At 67.4% G+C, this 23,157-nt stretch carries 10 protein-coding genes and 3 rRNA genes; 4 read left to right on the top strand and 9 right to left on the bottom strand.

The features are described 5' to 3' along the window. Positions 1–27 precede the first annotated feature (27 nt). A complete protein-coding gene (locus AB5J50_RS24205) occupies positions 28–789 on the top strand; it encodes a CDP-alcohol phosphatidyltransferase family protein (protein WP_369260462.1) in 762 nt (253 codons plus the stop codon). Between the two features lie 97 nt (positions 790–886). On the opposite strand, the gene AB5J50_RS24210 is transcribed toward AB5J50_RS24205, so the two are convergent. From AB5J50_RS24210 to AB5J50_RS24230, 5 genes are all read right to left on the bottom strand, one after another. Continuing rightward, positions 887–3,388 (bottom strand): beta-propeller fold lactonase family protein, encoded by a 2,502-nt coding sequence (locus AB5J50_RS24210; RefSeq protein WP_369260463.1) that lies wholly within the window; start codon positions 3,386–3,388, stop codon positions 887–889. Positions 3,389–3,559: 171 nt separating this feature from the next. Continuing rightward, a 5S ribosomal RNA gene (gene rrf, locus AB5J50_RS24215) occupies positions 3,560–3,676 on the bottom strand. An 86-nt stretch (positions 3,677–3,762) separates the two neighbouring features. Further along, positions 3,763–6,882 (bottom strand): 23S ribosomal RNA (locus AB5J50_RS24220). Positions 6,883–7,197: 315 nt separating this feature from the next. Then, positions 7,198–8,723 (bottom strand): 16S ribosomal RNA (locus tag AB5J50_RS24225). Together the 16S, 23S and 5S rRNA genes form the textbook arrangement of a ribosomal RNA operon. Positions 8,724–9,400: 677 nt before the next feature. Next, positions 9,401–9,949, bottom strand: coding sequence for a MarR family transcriptional regulator (locus AB5J50_RS24230; RefSeq protein WP_327429875.1), 549 nt, complete (start codon positions 9,947–9,949; stop codon positions 9,401–9,403). A gap of 145 nt (positions 9,950–10,094) precedes the next feature. On the opposite strand from AB5J50_RS24230, the gene AB5J50_RS24235 reads away from it, so the two are divergent. Then, positions 10,095–11,369 (top strand): MFS transporter, encoded by a 1,275-nt coding sequence (locus AB5J50_RS24235; RefSeq protein ID WP_369260464.1) that lies wholly within the window; start codon positions 10,095–10,097, stop codon positions 11,367–11,369. Between the two features lie 72 nt (positions 11,370–11,441). Here the strand turns inward: AB5J50_RS24235 and AB5J50_RS24240 are convergent, their stop codons facing one another. The 3 genes from AB5J50_RS24240 to AB5J50_RS24250 all read right to left on the bottom strand — a co-directional run bounded on the left by AB5J50_RS24240 (position 11,442) and on the right by AB5J50_RS24250 (position 15,776). Next, on the bottom strand, positions 11,442–12,257 hold the full coding sequence (locus tag AB5J50_RS24240; RefSeq protein WP_369260465.1) for a class I SAM-dependent methyltransferase: 816 nt from the start codon (positions 12,255–12,257) through the stop codon (positions 11,442–11,444). Positions 12,258–12,608: 351 nt separating this feature from the next. Next, entirely contained in the window at positions 12,609–14,264 is a 1,656-nt protein-coding gene (locus AB5J50_RS24245; RefSeq protein ID WP_369260466.1) for a SpoIIE family protein phosphatase, read from the bottom strand. Between the two features lie 132 nt (positions 14,265–14,396). After that, positions 14,397–15,776 (bottom strand): NAD(P)/FAD-dependent oxidoreductase, encoded by a 1,380-nt coding sequence (locus AB5J50_RS24250; RefSeq protein WP_369260467.1) that lies wholly within the window; start codon positions 15,774–15,776, stop codon positions 14,397–14,399. A gap of 375 nt (positions 15,777–16,151) precedes the next feature. Here AB5J50_RS24250 and AB5J50_RS24255 point away from each other — a divergent pair, with 375 nt between their 5' ends. Further along, positions 16,152–16,931 (top strand): TetR/AcrR family transcriptional regulator, encoded by a 780-nt coding sequence (locus AB5J50_RS24255; protein WP_369260468.1) that lies wholly within the window; start codon positions 16,152–16,154, stop codon positions 16,929–16,931. Between the two features lie 330 nt (positions 16,932–17,261). Further along, positions 17,262–19,190, top strand: coding sequence for a sigma-70 family RNA polymerase sigma factor (locus tag AB5J50_RS24260; protein ID WP_369260469.1), 1,929 nt, complete (start codon positions 17,262–17,264; stop codon positions 19,188–19,190). Positions 19,191–19,295: 105 nt separating this feature from the next. Here the strand turns inward: AB5J50_RS24260 and AB5J50_RS24265 are convergent, their stop codons facing one another. Further along, entirely contained in the window at positions 19,296–23,006 is a 3,711-nt protein-coding gene (locus AB5J50_RS24265) for a BTAD domain-containing putative transcriptional regulator (protein ID WP_369260470.1), read from the bottom strand. Between the last annotated feature and the right edge of the window lie 151 nt (positions 23,007–23,157).

Consider the following 23,157-nt stretch of genomic DNA (forward strand, 5'->3'; position numbering starts at 1 on the left):
GCACATTGATCCAGGGGAGAAAGCCGCATGACCAAGGTCCAACTAGAGGAACTCCGCGAGGTCATCCACCCTGCGGGCAAGCTGGAGAGCAGGGCGGAGCACTGGGCCGGCCGCCTCTACATGCGTGCGCTCTCCCTGCGGGTGACCCGCCTGATGCTGGGCACGCGCGTCTCGCCGAACCAGATCACGACGGTGATGGTCTTCGCGGGCGTGCTCTCCGGGGTGGCCCTGGTCATCCCCGGCCTGGGCGGGGCCGTACTCTCCGTCGTCTTCATGCAGCTGTACCTGCTGCTGGACTGCGTGGACGGCGAAGTGGCCCGCTGGCGGCGCCAGTTCAGCCCGCTCGGCGTCTACCTGGACCGTCTCGGCGCCTACCTCGCCGACGCGGCCGTCATGGTCGGCATGGGCGTCCGCGCCGCCGAACTCGGCCTGGACCCCTACCTGGTGGCCGGCCTGGCGGCGGCCATCGGTGTGCTGCTCCTGAAGTCGTCCTCCGACCTGGTCCACGTGGCCCGCTCTGACAGCGGTATGGAGAAGGCCACCGACCAGTCCGTCGTGCCGCGCTCCAGCGGACTCGCCCAGGTCCGCCGCCTCGCCTCGGCCGTCGGCCTCCACCGCCTGGTCAACGGCATCGAGTGCACCATCCTGCTGCTCGTGACGGCCGTCGTCGACCTGGCACTCGGCGACCTGACGGCAACGAAGATCGCGACCGTCGCCGTGACGGCGATCGTATGGCTGCTCGTCCCCGCGCACATCGTCTCGATCGTCGCGTCGTCCCGCCTGAAGTGACCGCACTCCCGCAAGCCCCCGCTCCCGGAGGGGAGTGGGGGCTTGCGTACGTCACTCAGCGGCCGGCACTCAGTGATCGTCACCCAGTCGTCGTCACTCAGTCGTCGTCATCCAGTTCCGCGGCCTGGTCATTGGGCACAGCCCCGTACAGATCATGCCGAGGCGCGGGCATCACGGACTCGGCTCCCCGCACGCTCTTCCAGATCGCCTCGTTGAAGGTCCGCTCGTCGATCTGGTCCTCCTTGGTGAGGTCCTGTTTCGCGGACACCTTCGCCATGGGCGAGTTGACCGTGTTCACAGCCGCCAGATCGGTCGACGGCTTCACAGCGTCGTACGCCTCGACACGCGGCCGCGCTGTGAACGAGTTCACCATCGGCGTCGCGTACGCGTCGAACTGCGTCATCGGCGACAGCCCGAGCAGCAGCTCGATCGTCCGCACCATCGAGGCGGTGCTGTAGAAGGTCGAGTCGACCCGCCCGGTCTGCGTGTACGGGCTGATGACCTGCGAGATCGTCCGATGCGCGTCCACATGGTCGGGCCCGTTCTGCGCGTCGTCCTCGGTCACGAAGATCGCCGTCGACTTCCAGAACTTGGAGTGCGAGACCTCGTCGACCAGCTGCCCGAGCGCCCAGTCGTTGTCGGCGACGTACGCCTGCGGGGTCGGCATGCCGGCCTTGGTCCCGGAGGTGTGGTCGTTCGGCAGCCGCACCATCTCGAAGGCGGGCAGCTCCCCGCTCGCCTCGTACCCCTGGAACTCTTTCTTCCACTCCTCGATCCGCGGGCTCCCGCAGGTCGTACCGCGCGCGGGGAAGGTGTTCGCCGAGTCGGGGCAACTGAGGTTGTACAGCCCGAAGTCGTGGTCGGTCCCGGCGTTCAGCACCGGATCCTGGGCCGCGGCCTTCCCCGCCGCGTCCGCGTTCACATAGAACCCGTAGTTGCGGAAGCCGACGCCCTTGTCCGCGAGCCGCTGCCAGATGTACGCGTGCTCGGGATCCTTGTTGGGCGCGATGGCCGGGTCACCGTTCTCGGACGGATACGAGTGGTTGCGCCCGGAGTAGTTGGCGGGCCATCCCTGTTCGCTGTACGGGTTGGAGTTGGCGGCCACCGTCCAGTTCCACCCCTGCGCGCTCACCTCGGCGTCCGCGTAGAAGTTGTCCAGCGTCACAAACCGCTGCTCCAGCGCACGGGCGTTGGGCGCGGAGTCGTCCCCGAACAGATTGAGCGAGGCGTCCCCGTTGCCCTGGCTCAGCGAGCCGAACTCCTGGTCGTAGGTCCGGTTCTCCTTCACCACGTAAATGACGTGCTTGATCGGCGACTTCTCCCCGACCCGTCGCGGCACGACCGCCCCGCTCGCCCGCGGACTGTCCTTCTGCTCGAACCCGTTGTTGGCGACGACGGTCCGCGTCCACCTCTTCAACTGCTTCGATCCACCGTCCAGTTGGACGGTCGACAGGGTCCCCTTCATCATCGACCCGGAGTACTGGTCGGGCGAAGTCGCCGCGGTGGACGTCGGGTTGGGATACCCGGGCCCGTTGTTCGGCCCGGCTCCAAGCCTCTTGGCATTGGTGACATACAACTTCCCGTCATGCGCGATGACGGCCGTCGGATACCAGGCGGTCGGGATCAGCCCGTCCGTCTTCCCATCCTTCAGGTCTACGACAGCGATGTCGTTGTTCCCCGAGTTGGCGACGTAGAGCCGCCGCCCGTCCTCGGAGAGCGTGAGCGCGTCGGGATTGCTGCCGACGGGAGCGTGCCGGTACGGCGCGAGCCCGATGGTCCGCGTGACCTTGCGCGTCGTGGCATCGATGACGCTGACCTGATCACTGTCCCCATTGGCGACGTAGAGGGTGTCCCCCTCGGCGTCGGCGACCACGGCGTTGGGATGCGTCCCCACCTCGATGGAGTCGCTCTGCACGGGAGCCGCCCCACTGACATCCAGCACGCTGACGGTCTTGCCGCCCTGGTTGGTGACATACGCGGTGTTCCCGCCATCAGCGAGAACGACGGCGTACGGGTCATGCCCCACAGCCGTGGTCGCCATCGAACCGTCGCCGAGATTGACCACGGTCACCGCGTCCGCCAGCCGGTCGGCCACGACGAGCCGCTTCCCGTCGGGCGTCACGGCGATCCCGGCCGGATACATGTTCACGGCCTGCCCGTCGGGGTTCTTCGTGGGCAGCTTGATGGGGTCCTTCTCCGTCAGCCGCCCGTCCGCCACGTCATACGTGTGGATGATCTCGCGCCCGCCCCCACTGACGTACGCGCGCTTGCCGTCGGGACTGAAGGCGAGCCCGGTGAAGATCGCCGCCGGGCTCTTGTACGAGATGGTCTGCACGACCTCCGAGTCCTCGGGGTCGACCACCTGCAAGGACTGGGTGCCCTGACCGGCGTTGCTCACCAGGAGCATGCTCTTGTCGGGCGACAGCACCGCGTTGAGCGGGAGGTTCCCGAGCTGGGCCTGTTGGCCGGCGGGGGTGACTTTGTAGCCGACGGGGGTGATGGCCGTTCCATCGTCCTTCGGACCTGCCGTGCCCTGCCCGCCCGCGGCCGCGAGCGCGACGGCAGCCCCGGTGGCGAGAACGGCGGTACCTGCCAGCACAGTGACAACTCGACGTCTGTTTCTGCGTCTCAGGACCATGAGTCACGACGGTGGCGCGAGAGCGTGACGGGAGAGAGGACTGTTGTTGACGTGGACATGACTGCATGGTGAACGCGAAAAAGCCCCAACTCCGGGTACATACCCAAGAGTTGAGGCTTCTTCTCAAAATTTGTTCGGCGGCGTCCTACTCTCCCACAGGGTCCCCCCTGCAGTACCATCGGCGCTGTGAGGCTTAGCTTCCGGGTTCGGAATGTAACCGGGCGTTTCCCTCACGCTATGACCACCGAAACACTATGAAACTGTCAACCGGAGCCGTGGCATAGCTACGACGGTTGTTCGTGGTTTCAGAACCAACACAGTGGACGCGAGCAACTGAGGACAAGCCCTCGGCCTATTAGTACCAGTCACCTCCACCCGTTACCGGGCTTCCAGATCTGGCCTATCAACCCAGTCGTCTACTGGGAGCCTTACCCTCTCAAGGAGGTGGGAATACTCATCTCGAAGCAGGCTTCCCGCTTAGATGCTTTCAGCGGTTATCCCTCCCGAACGTAGCCAACCAGCCATGCCCTTGGCAGGACAACTGGCACACCAGAGGTTCGTCCGTCCCGGTCCTCTCGTACTAGGGACAGCCCTTCTCAATATTCCTACGCGCACAGCGGATAGGGACCGAACTGTCTCACGACGTTCTAAACCCAGCTCGCGTACCGCTTTAATGGGCGAACAGCCCAACCCTTGGGACCGACTCCAGCCCCAGGATGCGACGAGCCGACATCGAGGTGCCAAACCATCCCGTCGATATGGACTCTTGGGGAAGATCAGCCTGTTATCCCCGGGGTACCTTTTATCCGTTGAGCGACGGCGCTTCCACAAGCCACCGCCGGATCACTAGTCCCGACTTTCGTCCCTGCTCGACCCGTCGGTCTCACAGTCAAGCTCCCTTGTGCACTTACACTCAACACCTGATTACCAACCAGGCTGAGGGAACCTTTGGGCGCCTCCGTTACTCTTTAGGAGGCAACCGCCCCAGTTAAACTACCCATCAGACACTGTCCCTGATCCGGATCACGGACCCAGGTTAGACATCCAGCACGACCAGACTGGTATTTCAACGACGACTCCACAAACACTGGCGTGCCTGCTTCAAAGTCTCCCAGCTATCCTACACAAGCCGAACCGAACACCAATATCAAACTGTAGTAAAGGTCCCGGGGTCTTTCCGTCCTGCTGCGCGAAACGAGCATCTTTACTCGTAGTGCAATTTCACCGGGCCTATGGTTGAGACAGTCGAGAAGTCGTTACGCCATTCGTGCAGGTCGGAACTTACCCGACAAGGAATTTCGCTACCTTAGGATGGTTATAGTTACCACCGCCGTTTACTGGCGCTTAAGTTCTCAGCTTCGCCACCCCGAAGAGTGACTAACCGGTCCCCTTAACGTTCCAGCACCGGGCAGGCGTCAGTCCGTATACATCGCCTTACGGCTTCGCACGGACCTGTGTTTTTAGTAAACAGTCGCTTCTCGCTGGTCTCTGCGGCCACCCCCAGCTCAAGGAGCAAGTCCTCTCACCGGTGATGGCCCCCCTTCTCCCGAAGTTACGGGGGCATTTTGCCGAGTTCCTTAACCATAGTTCACCCGAACGCCTCGGTATTCTCTACCTGACCACCTGAGTCGGTTTAGGGTACGGGCCGCCATGAAACTCGCTAGAGGCTTTTCTCGACAGCATAGGATCATCCACTTCACCACAATCGGCTCGGCATCAGGTCTCAGCCTCATGTGCGACGGATTTGCCTATCGCACGGCCTACACCCTTACCCCGGGACAACCACCGCCCGGGATGGACTACCTTCCTGCGTCACCCCATCACTCACCTACTGCAGGTCTGGTCCGTCGGCTCCACCACTCCCCTTTGCCCGAAGGCTCCGGGGCGGCTTCACGGACTTAGCATCGCCTGGTTCAATGTTTGACGCTTCACAGCGGGTACCGGAATATCAACCGGTTATCCATCGACTACGCCTGTCGGCCTCGCCTTAGGTCCCGACTTACCCTGGGCAGATCAGCTTGACCCAGGAACCCTTAGTCAATCGGCGCACACGTTTCTCACGTGTGTATCGCTACTCATGCCTGCATTCTCACTCGTGAACCGTCCACCACTGCCTTCCGGCGCGGCTTCACCCGGCACACGACGCTCCCCTACCCATCACAGCCGCCGTTGGGCGTATTGCTGCAATGACACGACTTCGGCGGTACGCTTGAGCCCCGCTACATTGTCGGCGCGGAATCACTAGACCAGTGAGCTATTACGCACTCTTTCAAGGGTGGCTGCTTCTAAGCCAACCTCCTGGTTGTCTGTGCGACTCCACATCCTTTCCCACTTAGCGTACGCTTAGGGGCCTTAGTCGATGCTCTGGGCTGTTTCCCTCTCGACCATGGAGCTTATCCCCCACAGTCTCACTGCCGCGCTCTCACTTACCGGCATTCGGAGTTTGGCTAAGGTCAGTAACCCGGTAGGGCCCATCGCCTATCCAGTGCTCTACCTCCGGCAAGAAACACACGACGCTGCACCTAAATGCATTTCGGGGAGAACCAGCTATCACGGAGTTTGATTGGCCTTTCACCCCTAACCACAGGTCATCCCCCAGGTTTTCAACCCTGGTGGGTTCGGTCCTCCACGACCTCTTACAGCCGCTTCAACCTGCCCATGGCTAGATCACTCCGCTTCGGGTCTTGAGCGCGCTACTGAATCGCCCTATTCGGACTCGCTTTCGCTACGGCTTCCCCACACGGGTTAACCTCGCAACGCACCGCAAACTCGCAGGCTCATTCTTCAAAAGGCACGCAGTCACGAGATATGTGCAAGCACATATCCGACGCTCCCACGGCTTGTAGGCACACGGTTTCAGGTACTATTTCACTCCGCTCCCGCGGTACTTTTCACCATTCCCTCACGGTACTATCCGCTATCGGTCACCAGGGAATATTTAGGCTTAGCGGGTGGTCCCGCCAGATTCACACGGGATTTCTCGGGCCCCGTGCTACTTGGGTGTCTCTCAAACGAGCCGTTGATGTTTCGACTACGGGGGTCTTACCCTCTACGCCGGACCTTTCGCATGTCCTTCGCCTACATCAACGGTTTCTGACTCGCCTCACAGCCGGCAGACTGTGAAAGAGAGATCCCACAACCCCACATGCGCAACCCCTGCCGGGTCTCACACGCATATGGTTTGGCCTCATCCAGTTTCGCTCGCCACTACTCCCGGAATCACGGTTGTTTTCTCTTCCTGCGGGTACTGAGATGTTTCACTTCCCCGCGTTCCCTCCACATACCCTATGTGTTCAGGTATGGGTGACAGCCCATGACGACTGCCGGGTTTCCCCATTCGGAAACCCCCGGATCAAAGCCTGGTTGACGGCTCCCCGGGGACTATCGTGGCCTCCCACGTCCTTCATCGGTTCCTGGTGCCAAGGCATCCACCGTGCGCCCTTAAAAACTTGGCCACAGATGCTCGCGTCCACTGTGCAGTTCTCAAACAACGACCAACCACCCGTCACAACCCACCGAAGCGGATTTTTACCGGGGCCGGCACTGAAGGCAGCCGTATCGGCCGTACCTTCAGACACCCAACAGCGTGCCCGACCAACTCCCGTCCGGAGATCATGCTTTCCACACTCTTGCGAGCAGTACTTGCAGCCTCCGACCCGTGAACCCGGCCGAATAATCAACGTTCCACCCATGAGCAACCACCGTCGGACGTGTGCCGACGTAATGGCCCTGGACCACCAAGCAAGCTTGGCGGCCTAGATGCTCCTTAGAAAGGAGGTGATCCAGCCGCACCTTCCGGTACGGCTACCTTGTTACGACTTCGTCCCAATCGCCAGTCCCACCTTCGACAGCTCCCTCCCACAAGGGGTTGGGCCACCGGCTTCGGGTGTTACCGACTTTCGTGACGTGACGGGCGGTGTGTACAAGGCCCGGGAACGTATTCACCGCAGCAATGCTGATCTGCGATTACTAGCAACTCCGACTTCATGGGGTCGAGTTGCAGACCCCAATCCGAACTGAGACAGGCTTTTTGAGATTCGCTCCGCCTCGCGGCTTCGCAGCTCTTTGTACCTGCCATTGTAGCACGTGTGCAGCCCAAGACATAAGGGGCATGATGACTTGACGTCGTCCCCACCTTCCTCCGAGTTGACCCCGGCAGTCTCCTGTGAGTCCCCATCACCCCGAAGGGCATGCTGGCAACACAGAACAAGGGTTGCGCTCGTTGCGGGACTTAACCCAACATCTCACGACACGAGCTGACGACAGCCATGCACCACCTGTACACCGACCACAAGGGGGCGACCATCTCTGGCCGTTTCCGGTGTATGTCAAGCCTTGGTAAGGTTCTTCGCGTTGCGTCGAATTAAGCCACATGCTCCGCTGCTTGTGCGGGCCCCCGTCAATTCCTTTGAGTTTTAGCCTTGCGGCCGTACTCCCCAGGCGGGGAACTTAATGCGTTAGCTGCGGCACCGACGACGTGGAATGTCGCCAACACCTAGTTCCCACCGTTTACGGCGTGGACTACCAGGGTATCTAATCCTGTTCGCTCCCCACGCTTTCGCTCCTCAGCGTCAGTAATGGCCCAGAGATCCGCCTTCGCCACCGGTGTTCCTCCTGATATCTGCGCATTTCACCGCTACACCAGGAATTCCGATCTCCCCTACCACACTCTAGCTAGCCCGTATCGAATGCAGACCCCGGGTTAAGCCCCGGGCTTTCACACCCGACGTGACAAGCCGCCTACGAGCTCTTTACGCCCAATAATTCCGGACAACGCTTGCGCCCTACGTATTACCGCGGCTGCTGGCACGTAGTTAGCCGGCGCTTCTTCTGCAGGTACCGTCACTCTCGCTTCTTCCCTGCTGAAAGAGGTTTACAACCCGAAGGCCGTCATCCCTCACGCGGCGTCGCTGCATCAGGCTTTCGCCCATTGTGCAATATTCCCCACTGCTGCCTCCCGTAGGAGTCTGGGCCGTGTCTCAGTCCCAGTGTGGCCGGTCGCCCTCTCAGGCCGGCTACCCGTCGTCGCCTTGGTGAGCCACTACCTCACCAACAAGCTGATAGGCCGCGGGCTCATCCTTCACCGCCGGAGCTTTTAACCCCCACCCATGCGGGCAGGAGTGTTATCCGGTATTAGACCCCGTTTCCAGGGCTTGTCCCAGAGTGAAGGGCAGATTGCCCACGTGTTACTCACCCGTTCGCCACTAATCCACCCCGAAGGGCTTCATCGTTCGACTTGCATGTGTTAAGCACGCCGCCAGCGTTCGTCCTGAGCCAGGATCAAACTCTCCGTGAATGTTTACCCGTAATCGGGTGGACACCACGAGAGCGGAACCGAAGGGAGGAATAATCCCCTCGGTTCACAGCGTCCTCGCTGTGCGCCTACCAGGCAGTGCCCGGCAGGACTTTTTCAAAGGAACCTCGTCCCAGCCGATCGGCCGGAGACGGGGTATCAACATATCTGGCGTTGATTTTTGGCACGCTGTTGAGTTCTCAAGGAACGGACGCTTCCTTTGTACTCACCCTCTCGGGCTTTCCTCCGGGCGCTTCCCTTCGGTCTTGCTTTGTTTTTGTTTCGTTCTTGCGTTTCCGACTCTATCAGATCGTTTCCGGTCCGATTTTCCTCGGTGCTTTCCAGGTTTCCGCTTTCGCGTTTCCCTTTCCGGCGGTTCCGACTCTATCAGATCCTTTCGGGCCTGATTCCCAGTCAGCGGGGCTTGTCTTCGCGGCTGTTGGGCCGTTCCGACGTCCCAAACTTTAGCGGATCCTCTCGGCAGTTCCTAATCGGGCTGCCGTGTCCGAATCGAATTGAATTCGGGCACGCCGAATTCGCCCCGGTCCGGGAGATCGTGCTGGTGATTTGGGTGCCGCATCAGCGGCGGAGGTGCTACCGAAGAACCGTTACGGCTCCGTGGCAACTCGAAGAACCTTACGGACCGGGCAGGGTGATGTCAACCGCTGCTGTCAAGATCTTTAATCGAGGTCGCTGAGCCGGCCGCCCGCGTCCGGCTGGGCGTGCTCCACGCGTCGTAGAAGACGGGTCAGAACCTCACCCAGGACGCCGCGCTCCTCTGCGGACAGGTCCTGGAGCAGGTCCTCCTCGAAGACCGTGGCGAGGCGCATCGCCTCAAGCCACTTCTCGCGCCCCTCGTCCGTCAGCTCCACGATGACGCGTACGCGATTGGACTCGTCGCGCTCCCGGGTGACCAGCCCCTCCGAGACCATCCGGTCGATGCGGTGGGTCATCGCGGCCGGGGTGAGGCCCAGCCGCTTGGCGAGCTCGCTCGGGCCCAGGCGGTACGGGGCGCCGGCGAGGACGAGGGCCTTGAGGACCTCCCATTCGGCGCTGCTGATGCCGAGTGCGGCGGTCTGGCGGCCGTAGGCGACGTTCATGCGCCGGTTGAGGCGGGAGAGGGCCGAGACGATCTTCTCGACCTGGGGGTCGAGGTCCTGGAACTCGCGCTGGTAGGCGGCGATCTGTTCTTCGAGTGTCGGCTCACTGACGCCGGGGGTGTCGCCCATGACCGCAGTATCGCACGCCATCACTTGGCCTTGAAGTCCTTCAACGTGTACTGTTCAAGTTCTAACTTTAGCTTCGAAGTCTTCAGGTCTGCATCCATGCACCCTGAAGGCTTCACTACCAAGGCAGGTGAAAGTGACCAGGGCGATGGGCGCAGCGATGCGCCGTATCCACGTGGGCAACGCACTCAGCGCGTTCGGGCTCGGCTTTACCGTCCCCTTCCTCTACGTCTATGTGGCGCAGGTTCGGGGACTCGGCTCCATGACGGCGGGCATCGTGCTCGCCGTCTTCGCCGTGGCCGCTCTTGTCGTGCTGCCGTTCGCCGGGCGCGCCATCGTCCGGCGCGGCCCGCTGCCGGTGCTGCTCGCCGCCCTGGTCACCGCCGCCTTGGGAGCTCTGAGTCTCGGGCTCGCGAACAGCGCCACGACCGTGCTGCTGTCGGCGGCCGCGCTCGGTGCCGGGCAGGCCGTGATGCAGCCGGCGCTCGCGACGATGATCGTGGACTGCTCCTCGGCGGACACCCGGTCGCGCGCCTTCGCGATGCAGTTCTTCCTGCAGAACCTCGGGTTCGGTGTCGGCGGTCTGATCGGCGGCCACATCGTCGACACCTCGCGGCCGGGGTCGTTCACCCTGCTGTTCTCGATCGAGGCGGCGATGTTCCTGCTGCTCGTCGTGATCATGTCGACCGTACGGATGCCGCACGCGCCGCGGATCAAGGGTGACGCGCCGCAGGCCAAGGGCGGCAGCTGGAAGCAGCTGCTCGACAACCGGGCCATGGTGCAGCTGTCCGTGCTGGGCTTCGTGCTGTTCTTCGCCTGCTACGGACAGTTCGAGTCGGGGCTCTCCGCGTACGGCGTCGAGGCGGCCGGGATCTCCACGTCCGCGCTCGGTACGGCGATGGCGGCGAACACCGCGGTCATCGTAATCGCGCAGTTCGCCGTGCTCAGGTTCGTCGAGCGCAGGAAGCGGTCCCGGGTGATCGGCGCGGTCGGTCTGATCTGGGCCGTCGCGTGGCTCGCGGCCGGGTACGCGGGCCTCGGCCACGGCAGCAAGACCATGGCCACGGCTGCCTTCATCTCGACGTACGCGCTCTTCGGACTCGGCGAGGCGATGCTGTCGCCGACCGTCGCACCGCTGGTCGCCGATCTGGCGCCGTCGGGCATGGCCGGTCAGTACAACTCGGCCTTCGCCCTGGTGAAGCAGCTCGCGCTGGCGATCGGTCCCGCGGTGGGCGGCCCGATGGGGGCGTCACTGCACGGCCCGTACATCGTGACGTTCCTTCTCTTCTCGCTCGGCATCACGTTCCTGGCCGTGCGGCTCGGTCGGCAGCTCACCCCCGTGCAGAACCAGCCGTCGCTCGCGAAGAGCCGGGTGGTCGCGCAGGGCGGTACACCGGCGGAGCCGGTCCCGGCGAGCGCCTGACGGACGACGGACGGGCAGACGTACGACGGCCGCCACCGCGTTTTCGGACGTGGTGGCGGCCTCTTTTGTCTCTCAGCGGACCCCCGTCACCAGGTTGGCCGTAAAGGGGAGCGTCGCGCTGCCGTCGGGGGCGGCGCGGTCCGCGAGGTGTTCGTGGACCGCGCGGCCCGCGCGTACGAGGGCGTCGTCGCCTTCGTTGTCGATGATCGCCTGGCCCCAGGACGTCGACGAGAGCTGGCCGGGGGCGTACTCGGCCAGCGGCGGGAAGGCGATGCCGAAGCTGACCTCGCGGCAAGTGACGTCGTGGAAGCCGGCGGTGCGCAGGGCGGTGGTGAGGCGTTCGGCGGTGCCGGAGAAGGCGCCCTCGTAGTCCGCGGCGATCTCTGGGCCGCCGTACTCCTTGACGGCCTCGTACTGGGCCACGAAGTACGGGATCAGGTTTCTGGCGGCCCAGGTGGTGGCGGCGAAGCGGCCTCCTGGGCGGGTCACTCGGGCCGTCTCCGTGAAGGCGGCATCCAGGTCGGGGAAGAACTGGACGCCCTGCTGGCACACGACCGCGTCGAAGGTGGCGTCCTCGTAGGGGAGTTTGTCCGCGGGGGCCGCCGTGAACGCGATGTCCGGGTACATCCGGGGCGCGCGTTCCCTCGCCACCCTCACCATGCCGTCGTTGACGTCCGCGCCCGAGACGCGGCCTGCCGGGCCGACGCGGGCGGCTGCCGCGCGGGCCGCGAAGCCTGTGCCGCATGCCAGGTCCAGGACCTTGGCGCCGGGGAACAGGTCCACGGCGTCCAGCACCGCCTCCACGAAGGGCGCCATGAACGGCGCGGCGTACCGCTCGTAGCGCTCAGGAGCACTTCCTTTGAGCTGAAAGCCCGTTTCGTCTGCCATGGAGGAGCTACTAGCACCGGGCGGACCAGACGGCTAGGTGCCGCGCGGCCCTACCCGTCCCATCCCGTTCCTGGGGGCTGCGCCCCCAGACCCCCTAAGAGATTGCGCAGTTCCCCGCGCCCCTGAAGAGAGTCGTCTGCGGTCCGGTGGGGGTTGCTCGCGCAGTTCCCCGCGCCCCTAAACAACCGCCGGCCCGCCCCGGGTGCTTTTAAGGGGCGCGGGGAACTGCGCGACCAGCCCCCACCCACCCGCAGCCGAACGAACAACCGAACGGGGGTCGAAGGGGCGGAGCCCCTGGGGATGGGACGGGTAGGGGCGGCGGGGGCGAAAAAACGCCCCTGGCCCAAGCGCTCAGTGTTCCCCGCGCGGGAGCGCGAACTCGCACCACACCGCCTTGCCGCCCCCAGGGGTACGCCGCGACCCCCAGCCGGAGGCAATCGTGGCGACGATGGCGATCCCACGGCCGGCCTCGTCGGCAGGGTCGGCACGTCGCCGCCGCGGAAGGTGATCATCGCCGTCCGTGACCTCGATGATGAGGCGCCGGTCAGTGCGCCGCAGGCGCAGCCGCATGGGTGGCGTGCCGTGTTGCAGCGAGTTGGCGACGAGCTCACTGGCGGCCAGGACCCCCAGGTCATGCAACTCGGCCGGAAAACGCCAGCTCGTCAGAACGCCGGAGGCGAACGCACGCGCGCGTGGCGCCGCCTCCACACCCCCGAGCAACTCCAGGGCGGCATTTCGGAAGAGCTCGCTGTCCGGCCCCGTACGGGCGGGGTGCTGGAGGACCAGGACCGCCACGTCGTCGTCGTGGTCGGCCGTGACGCCCGCCGAACGGACCAGGCGGTCGCAGACCACCTGGGGGCTGCCGGTGGCGCCGGCGAGGGCGCGCTCCAGGGAGGCGATGCCCTCGTCCAGGTCCTCGTCGCGGCGCTCGACCAGGCCGTCCGTGTAGAGGACGGCGGTGGAGCCGGGGCCCAGCGGCACCGAGCCCGAGGCGTGCAGCCAGCCGCCGGTGCCGAGCGGCGGCCCGGTGGGCTCGTCGGCGCGGTGGACGGTGCCGCTCTCGTCGCGGACCAGGATGGGGAGGTGGCCCGCCGAGGCGTACACCAGCCGCCCCTCGTTGGGGTCGTGGACGGCGTACACGCACGTGGCGATCTGGTTGGCGTCGATCTCGGTGGCGAGGCCGTCGAGGAGTTGCAGGACCTCGTGGGGAGGAAGGTCGAGGCGGGCGTAGGCGCGTACGGCCGTACGGAGCTGGCCCATGACCGCCGCGGCGCGCACCCCGCGGCCCATGACGTCGCCGATGACGAGCGCCGTACGGCCGCCGCCGAGGGTGATCACGTCGTACCAGTCGCCGCCGACCGCGGCCTCCGTGCCGCCGGGCTGGTAGGTGGCCGCGATGCGCAGGTCGTCGGGCTCCTCCAACTCCTGGGGGAGGAGGGAGCGCTGGAGGGTGACGGCCGTTTCGCGCTGGCGGCGCTCGCTGGCGCGCAGCCGCTCGGCGGCCTCGGCGTGGTCGGTGACATCGGTGGCGAAGATCAGTACGCCACCGCCCTGGCCTTCGGGGGAGGTGTCGACCGGTGTGCAGGTGAAGGTGTAGGAGCGGCCGCTCTTCACCTTGCGGGACTTGACCGTGCGGGGCTTCTCGCTGCGCAGTACCTGGTCGAGGAGCGGCAGCAGGCCGAGCTCGTCCAGCTCGGGCAGCGCCTCGTGCGCGGGCTCGCCGACGGGGCGTACGCCGAAGGCCGCCGTGTAGGCGTCGTTGACGTACGCGAGGCGGTGCTCGGGGCCGTGCACGAGGGCGACGAGCGCGGGGACGCGGTCGAGGACCTCGCGCACCGGCAGCTCGTCGACGGCGAGCGCGGGCGGCGTGTCGTCGGTCAGCTGCTCGGCGCGGGCCGCGGGCACGGAGCCTTCCCCTCGCCGGTCCGGGGAGACCGTGTGCTCGGTCCGCGCTGCGGCGCGGCGCTGCGTTCCGGGGAGCCGGGCGCTCCAGCGCGTGAAGTTCACAGTGGGGAAAGCCTCGTGGGATAGAAGGGCGAGCGGTGGGCCCGCCCAAGGTCGTGGACCAGTCTGGCAGTCTGGCCGACCGGGCCGACATCCGTCAGACGCAGGCCCGACCGGTGGAGTTCCTGGGTCCGGTCAGGACGACCCCTTCGGGTCGAGCTTCGGGTCGAGAGGAGGCTTTCCACCGGCCGCGAGTTCGAACTCCGCTCGGGGGTGTTCGAGCGAACCGAGGGACACGATCTCCCTCTTGAAGAGCCCCGCCAGGGTCCATTCGGCGAGCACACGGGCCTTGCGGTTGAAAGTCGGCACCCTGCTCAGGTGGTAGACGCGGTGCATGAACCAGGCAGGATAGCCCTTCAGCTTGCGCCCGTAGACGTGCGCGACGCCCTTGTGCAGCCCCAGGGACGCCACCGAACCGACGTATTTGTAGGCGTACGTCTCAAGCGGCTCGCCCCGCAGGGAGTGCGCGATGTTGTCGCCGAGCACCTTGGCCTGACGCACGGCGTGCTGGGCGTTGGGCGCGGTCTCCTTGCCGGACTCGGCGGCGGTGACGTCGGGGACGGCGGCGGCGTCTCCCGCGGCCCACGCGTGCGTGACGCCGTCGACGGTCAGCTGGGGAGTGCACTTGAGGCGGCCGCGCTCGTTGCGGGGGAGGTCGGTCGCGGCGAGGATCGGGTGCGGTTTCACTCCGGCGGTCCACACGACCGTACGCGTCGGGAAGCGCGCGCCGTCACTGAGGACGGCGACCCGGTCCGCGCACGAGTCGAGGCGGGTCTCCAGGCGTACGTCGATATTGCGGCGGCGCAGCTGGGTGACCGTGTACTTGCCCATCTCCTCGCCGACCTCGGGGAGGATGCGGTTCGAGGCCTCGACGAGGATCCACTTCATGTCCTCGGGGCGGACGTTGTGGTAGTAGCGCGCGGCATAGCGGGCCATGTCCTCCAGCTCGCCGAGCGCCTCGACGCCGGCGTAACCGCCTCCTACGAAGACGTAGGTCAGGGCCGCGTCTCGGATCGCGGGGTCGCGGGTGGAGGAGGCGATGTCCATCTGCTCGATGACGTGGTTGCGCAGGCCGATGGCCTCCTCGACCGTCTTGAAGCCGATGGCGTAGTCGGCGAGTCCGGGGACCGGGAGGGCGCGCGAGATCGAGCCGGGGGCGAGCACGAGTTCGTCGTACGTGATCTGCACCGGGCCCGCACCCTCCTCCTCGGTGGCGAGCGTGGTGAGGGTCGCGGTGCGCTTGGCGTGGTCGATCGACTGGGCCTCGCCGATGACGATCCGGCACTGGTCGAGGACCCGGCGCAGCGGGACGACGACATGGCGGGGCGAGATCGAGCCCGCGGCGGCCTCGGGAAGGAACGGCTGATAGGTCATGTACGGGTCGGGTGAGACGACCGTGATCTCGACATCGCCCCGTTTCAGTTCGGGCTTCAACTTCCTCTGCAGGCGCAGAGCGGTGTACATCCCGACGTAGCCGCCGCCGACAATGAGAATGCGCGCGCGTTCCTTCACCATCCCATGACGCACCCAGCTCTTGCGTTTGTCCACAGGCCCGACAATTTGTGTGACCGGCCGCCGCCAACGCGCAGGGTTGGCCGATTTACCGGAGTGCGCGGAAGATGCGCAGGTCAGTGGGGGTGAACGGGGTGCGCGGAGGGGGCGCAATCGGGACGTAACCGTCCCGTACTCCGATCGGGGGGCGCTCCGTGCGGAACCTGCCCCTTCTGAATTGACCCCCTCTCAACTATGTTCGTGTGTCGACGGGGTGTAGGGGGATGCGCTCGACGAGTCCGCAGGGCGGGCTCGTGCTCACAAGCTTGTTCCGCACGCTCCGGCTGCCAATGGCGGGGAGAGTCTCCGGGGGGAGACGTCATTACCGGGGGAACGCTTATGCACATTCAGGATTCTCATTGGTCTTCCGCGTCTGCCATCGCGTCCGGTGGCACGGTCGGCGCGGCGGCGAGCGGCAATGGCCGCGGTCCAGGTGAAGGATCGCGTACGACGCCGCTGCGCGTGGACGCACAGCGCAATCTGGAGCACGTACTGCGCGCGGCGCGCGAGGTCTTCGGCGAGCTGGGGTACGGCGCGCCCATGGAGGACGTGGCGCGGCGCGCGAGGGTCGGTGTCGGCACGGTGTACCGGCGCTTCCCGAGCAAGGACGTCCTGGTCCGCCGGATAGCCGAGGAGGAGACCTCCCGGCTGACCGACCAGGCACGTGCGGCGCTCGGCCAGGAGGACGAGCCGTGGTCGGCGCTCTCGCGCTTCCTGCGCACGTCGGTGGCCTCGGGCGCCGGACGGCTGCTGCCGCCGCAGGTGCTGCGGGTCGGCGTCGCGGAGGACGGGGCCGAGGCGGACGAGGCGCGGGTGCCGCAGCAGCGGTCCGGGCTCACGCCCGAGCTGCGGCTCGTCGAACAGCGGCCGGTGCCCGAGGAAGAGTCGGTGGTCGTGCCGGCGGACGACGCCGGTGCGGCGGCGCTGCTCGAGGTGGTCGGCCGGCTGGTGGACCGGGCGCGCGCGGCGGGCGAGCTGCGGGCGGACGTCACCGTGGCGGATGTCCTGCTGGTCATCGCGACGGCGGCACCCTCACTTCCGGACGCCGCCCACCAGGCCGCGGCCTCGGCACGGCTTCTCGACATCCTGCTGGAGGGGCTGCGCTCACGTCCGGCGTGAGCATCCGTTGAGTACCGGGCCTTCCCGTGAGAACCGGGCCTTCCTGGGCGCGGGTGCTGCGCCACTCGCGCCGGGTGCTGCATTACTCGCGTACCGGGTACGGCGGTCAGCGGAGCCTGCGACAGCGCGCCCCGGATATTTCAGGCGTAACGGCAACTCCCGCGCGCGGGCCGTTCGTTGACTATTCCCCAAACGAGTGACAACTAGTGCTGTCGTGTGGCAAGACCCCACGGACGAGTGGTTGGTCCGTACTGGGGAGCCGCGCCCCTGAAGCGTGTGGCACTCTTTCCCGGTATTCGGGTCCGAGTGTGCAGGCGGGGGCTTTCCGCGATGAGCGTTGACGGGCGGGACGAGTCACTCGGTGACGGTGGCGCGGAAACCGGCGGGCCGCCCTCACAGCAGGTGCCGAGCCAGGGTGGCCCCTCGACCGGCCGCGCGGTGCCTTCGGGCGACAGCGGCCCGGACCCCAGCGTTCCCTCGCAGCGCGACCGCTTCGACCGGCGCGACGGCGGCGCCCTGCCGCCCCCGGTCGATCTGCCTCCGTCCGACGCCGATCTGATCGAGCGGATGCGCGCGGGTGACGACACGGCGTACGAGGCGCTGTACCGGCGCCACGCGGAAGCCGTGCGCCGCTACGCGCGCACCTGCTGCCGGGACGCGCACACCGCCGACGACCTCACCGCCGAGGTGTTCGCCCGCATGCTCCAGGCCGTACGCGGCGGCAGCGGCCCCGAGCACGCCGTACGCGCGTATCTGCTGACCACGGTCCGCCGTGTCGCCGCGAACTGGACGAAGTCGGCGAAGCGGGAGCAACTGGTCGACGATTTCGCGGTGTTCGCCACGCAGGCCGCCCGCGGCTCCGACGTGTCCGACGACGACACATTGGACCTCGGCGCCGACGTGCGCGCGATGCACGAGGCCGAGCAGTCCATGGCCATGCAGGCCTTCCGCTCGCTGCCGGAGCGCTGGCAGGCCGTGCTGTGGCACACCGAGGTCGAGGACGAGTCGCCGAGCCAGGTCGCCACGCTCTTCGGACTCGACGCCAACGGCACGCGCGTGCTCGCCAGCCGCGCTCGTGAGGGCCTCAAGCAGGCCTACCTCCAGGCGCATGTGAGCGCCACGCTCAGCATGGACGAGGAGTGCGCGCGCTACGCCGACCGGCTCGGCGCCTACGCACGCGGCGGGCTGCGCACCCGCGCCGAACGCGGGCTGCGCAAGCACCTGGAGGAGTGCGCCAAGTGCCGGCTGGCCGCGGGCCAGATCAAGGAAGTCGCCAGCGGGATCCCCGCGGTCGTGCCGGTCGCGGTCATCGGCTGGTTCGGTGCCGCCGGCTACGCGAAGGCCGTCGCCCTCATCGCCGGTGGCGCCGGCGCGGGTGCGGCCGGAGCCGCGGGCGCGGCCGCCGCGGCGAGTGGCGGCTCGGGCGGGGCGAGCGCGGGTGGCGGCGCGGCGGCGTCGGAAGGAATCGGCGCGCCGGTCAAGGCCGGTATCGCGGCGGGTGTCGTCGCGGCGGCCACGGCGGTGGCGGTGGCGATCGCCCTGTCGGGCAACCACAGCCCGGCTAAGAAGCCCGAGGCCAAGCCGGCCACCTCACCCGCCGTCGAGGCGCCACTGCCGTCGCCGAAGCCGCCGAAGAAGACGCCTACGCCGAAGCCGCCGGTCGTGGTCGCCCCCGCCCCGGTTCCCACACCGACGCCTTCCCTGACGCCCAAGCCCACCCCGAAGCCCACACCCAAGCCGTCGCCAACCCCCACCCCGACGAAGGCGAAGCCGAAGCCCCCGCCCAAGCCGACTCCGACCCCGACCCCGACGCCCCCTCCCGCACCGGTCGTCTACCAGTGGAGCGAGCTGGATTACGGCGTCAACGGCGACCACACCAAGCCCGAGATGCGGCTCGGCGAGAGCAGTTGGGTGTGGCAGCGCGACGGGGTGTCGATCGCGAACACGACGTACGCGCACGGGGTGACCGTCCACGGCCAGTCCTCCGTCACCATCGACCTCAACCGCAGCTGCTCCTCGTACGACGCGATGGTCGGCGTCGACGACCTGACGATGGGCCTCGGCAAGGCGCGCTTCTCCGTGTACGCCGACGGGTCACAGCTGTGGAAGTCGCCGCTGATCGAGGGCGGTGACCAGGCGATCCCCGTCCATGTGAACCTCACCGGCCACAAGACGATCCGCCTCGTCGTCGAACCCCACTCTCCGTTCGACTCGGCGGCGCTGGCGGACTGGGCGGAGTCGAAGTTCCTGTGCCAGTGAGCGGGCACGGCTCCAGTGGGCGTGAGCGCGTCCCGCTCCGATGCCGGTACCGGTACCGGGGAACACGCGGGCGCTTGTGCGTGAGTGTGAGATGAGCCCGAGCCGCTAGTCGGCGGTGGGATGCTCATTCAGCGCCTCGGCCAGGTCCCGCAGGGCGTCGTCCGTGGTGAAGTCCGAACCCTTGGCCCGCTCGGACTCATAGCGGACAGGTCCGAGGGCCGCGAGCGCGGCTGCCTCCGTACGCTCGGCCTGGACGCGCTCGCGCGGAGGACGCGGATGGCCACCGCGCCAGCGGGCACCGGCGACGAGCAGACGGATCGCGTGCGGGTGATCGCCCAGCTTAGCCAGGAGGCCCGCCCCGACATCGAGGAAGCCCGCCTTCACCACATCGGCGCACCGCATGTCCACCGCCTCCCGGAGGGCGTCGAACAACTTCCGCAGACCGTGCTCCGGACCGGACTCGGCGGTCGTGACGAGGGCGTCCACCCAGTTCAGCGCCGCCACGAACTGCGGGGGCGGGGTCCCTTGGAAGGCATCCTCGCGCGCCTGCTCGCACAGTTCGCGCGCGGAGGCGACCTCCCCGTCGTCCAGTGCGATCTGGGCCCGCAGCAGCCGGACGAACGCCCGGGAGTCCGTCACCCCGTACCGCTCGGCCGCCGCGCTCGCCTCGTCCAGAGCGGCCAGCGCCCGGGACCGCTCGCCCGCGCGATGGGCGATCTCACCAAGCCGCGCCATGAGGAACGGCGTCTCGGCATACGCGCCCACCTCGAAGGCGAGCCGCAGCGCCTCCTCGTACTCCCGCTTCGCCTCGTCGAACAGGCTGCGCGCCATCGCCGCCTCACCGGCCGCGCTGCACACCTGGGCCCGCATCCAACGGTCCCCCACCCTGCGGCTGAGCACCCGCAGCTCCGCCAGGTCGTCGTCCACGCCGTCCATACCGCCAGGGGCATCGACGACCATGTGCGTACGGAACATCAGCGTGACGCCGATCTCCCACTCGCCCCCGTACGCACGGCAGTTGGCGACCGCCGCGTCCATGACGGGCCGCAGATCGTCCGCGCCGCCCAGGAAGTAGGAGGCCATCGGCCAGATAAGTCCCGGCATCCGGGCCGCGTCCGGGCCGCCCTTCTCGAAGACGGCCCGCACCCGCTGGATGTACTCCCGCATCGGCCCGTCCACCCGCCCGTCCAGCGAATCGATGTCCACCTTCATGAACAGGTGGAACAGCCGCAGCCGCATCCGCATCCCGCGCAACGGGTGCTCATCGCGCTCGGGGGCGTCGAGGAAGGCCGCCACGGGGTCGACGGCGTCCAGCTCGGCGAGGAGGGCGTCACCGGAGACGGGCCGAGCCCCGAGAGGCAGCGCGCCCTTTCCAGGCTCTCCAGGCTCCCCAGGACCTGCGCCCGCGTCTTTCCGGGCGCCCATGGTCGTGCCGGTCCGGGTACCCATGCTCGCGCCCGTCCCGGAGCCCATTCTCGTGCCCGGCCGACTGCCCACAGCGGCGCCGGTCCCAGGGCTCACGGCCGGCGGCCTCCCTGGGGCGGGCGGGGCGCCGGGCCCGGTCGCGTCGAGCATCGCGCCCAGCCGCAGCACGAGGTCCGTCCATTCCGTTCCCTCGCGGCGGAAGTTGCGCAGCCACCAGAACCAGCCCATGGCGAGGACCAGGGCACCGCCCTCCTCCTCGTCACCGGCGACGATCGCGCGGAAGAGGGCAGCCCTGATGTTGTCGAGCTCGCTCTCCAGCCGCCGGATCCACGGGAGTTGCTCGGCGGAACGCAGCAGCGGCTCGGCCTCCTCGACCAGCGAGCGCACCCACGCGCAGTGCCGCCGCTCGGCCGCGACGCGCAGTTCGGGGACCTCCGCGGCGCGCTCGGTGGCGTACTCGTGGATGGTCTCCAGCATGCGATAACGCATGCCGCCAAGCCGAACGCCGTCTACGTAGCCATCTCCATAGCCGCCTCCCTCCCCACCCCCGTCTCCCTCTCCGTCATACGGGGTGGCGACGATCAGGGACTTGTCGACGAGCGCCCCGACGAGATCGGCCGCGGGCCCGGTGCACACGGCCTCCGCGGCCGCCAGGTCCCAGCCGCCCGCGAACACGGACGCCTCGCGCAGCACGGTCCGCTCCCGCTCGTCGAGCAGGTCCCAGGACCAGTCGACGACGGCGCGCAGGGTCTGCTGGCGGGGCAGCACCGTGCGGCTCCCGGAGGTGAGCAGCCGGAAGCGGTCGTCGAGCCGGTCGGCGATCTGACGAGGGGTGAGCAGCCGCAGCCGGGCGGCGGCCAGCTCGATGGCCAGGGGCAGACCGTCGAGCCGTCGGCAGATCTCGTCCACGGCAGCCGAGTCATGGAACGCGACGTCGGCGTCGGGACGCACGGCCGACGCCCGCTCCATGAAGAGGCGGCGCGCGGAATCGGGCAGCAGGGGCTCGACCGGGCGCACCAACTCGCCGGGCACGCCCAGGGGTTCACGACTGGTGGCGAGGATTGTGAGCCCCGGGCAATGCGTCAGCAGAGTCTCGGCGAGCTCGGCCGCCGCGCCGATGACATGTTCGCAATTGTCAAGGATCAAGAGCTGGCTGCGCGGGGCGCAGTACTCGACGAGCAGGGCGACCGGGTCGTCCTGCGGGACCGCCATCTCGTTGGTGATCAGCACGGTTTCGCGCAGACCGAGGGCACTGACCACGGCGCCCGGGACCGCCTCGGGCCGGTCGAGCGGGGCCAGCTCGACCAGCCACGCCTGCGGCAGCCCGGCGGCGGCTTCCTCGGCGAGGCGGGTCTTTCCCGAACCACCTGGTCCGGTCAGGGTGACCAGGCGTGCCCTCTGAACATCCGAACGGATGGCTCCGAGTTCGGGTTCCCGCCCGACGAATGAGTTCAGACGAGGACGAATGTTCCCGTTCCGCGGGGCCCGGAAGAGATCGCCCGACCCGCTGGAACCGGCGGGCGCCGCCCCGCCCGCACGGGCTTGGGGGCGAGCCGTGTCCCCTGCCCAAGCCCCTTTCCCATTCCGATTCCCATTCCCCTGCCAGTACCCATGTCCCTGCCCGTACTCCTGCCCCTGCCCCTGCTCCGGTTGCGGGTCTTGTTGCGGGTTCTGCTGTGGGTTCAGCAACTCCGCGTGCAGAGCGCGCAATTGCGGTCCGGGATCCGCTCCCAGACCGTCCATCAGCCCGCGGCGCACTCCCTCGTACGCAGCCAAGGCATCCGCGCCTCGGCCGGCGTCGCGCAGGGCGCGGATGAGCAGGACGTGCAGCGCCTCGTCGTACGGGTGAGCCGACGTCAGTTCCTTCAACTCCGGTACGACGTCGGAGGCGCGGCCGAGCCGCAGGTCCGCGTCGACGCGGGCTCGTGTCGCCTCCTGGCGGAGGGCCTCCGGGCGGGTCGCGGCGGTGCGGTCGGGGAGGTCGGCGAGGGCGGGGCCGTGCCACAGGGCGAGGGCCTCGCGGAGGCGGTCGGCGGCGGTTGTGGCGTCACCGTGGCCGAGTGCGGCCTTGCCCTGCCCCACCAGTCGCTCGAAGACGAACAGGTCCACGTCGTCCTTGGTGGCCCGCAGACGATAACCACCCGCCTCGGAGGTGACCGTGTCCTTGCCGATGGCTCGGCGGAGGCGGCCGACCAGGGCCTGTAGGGCCGCGGGGGCGTCCTGTGGGGGATCGTCCGCCCACACCTCGTCGATCAGGGTGTCCGGGGTGGTGGTGTGTTCGGGGCGCTGGGCCAGGGCTGTGAGCAGCGCGCGTACGCGGGGGCCGCCCACGGTGATCTGGGCGCCCCGGTCGTCCTCCACCTGGGTGACCCCCAGAATCCTGTACCGCACCCACCCATTCTCACCGTCCCCGCAACCCGCGGCATCGGCTTTCCCCGGCGAGCCTTGTCGGGCACGGTCTGTGGCTCTTCGGCTTACCCGACGCGGTGGTGCAGGCGATTGCGTTTCTCGCCCCCGCCGCCCCTACCCGTCCCATCCCCAG

Origin of the sequence: Streptomyces sp. R35 (assembly GCF_041053035.1) — a bacterium.
Taxonomy (GTDB): domain Bacteria; phylum Actinomycetota; class Actinomycetes; order Streptomycetales; family Streptomycetaceae; genus Streptomyces; species Streptomyces lutosisoli.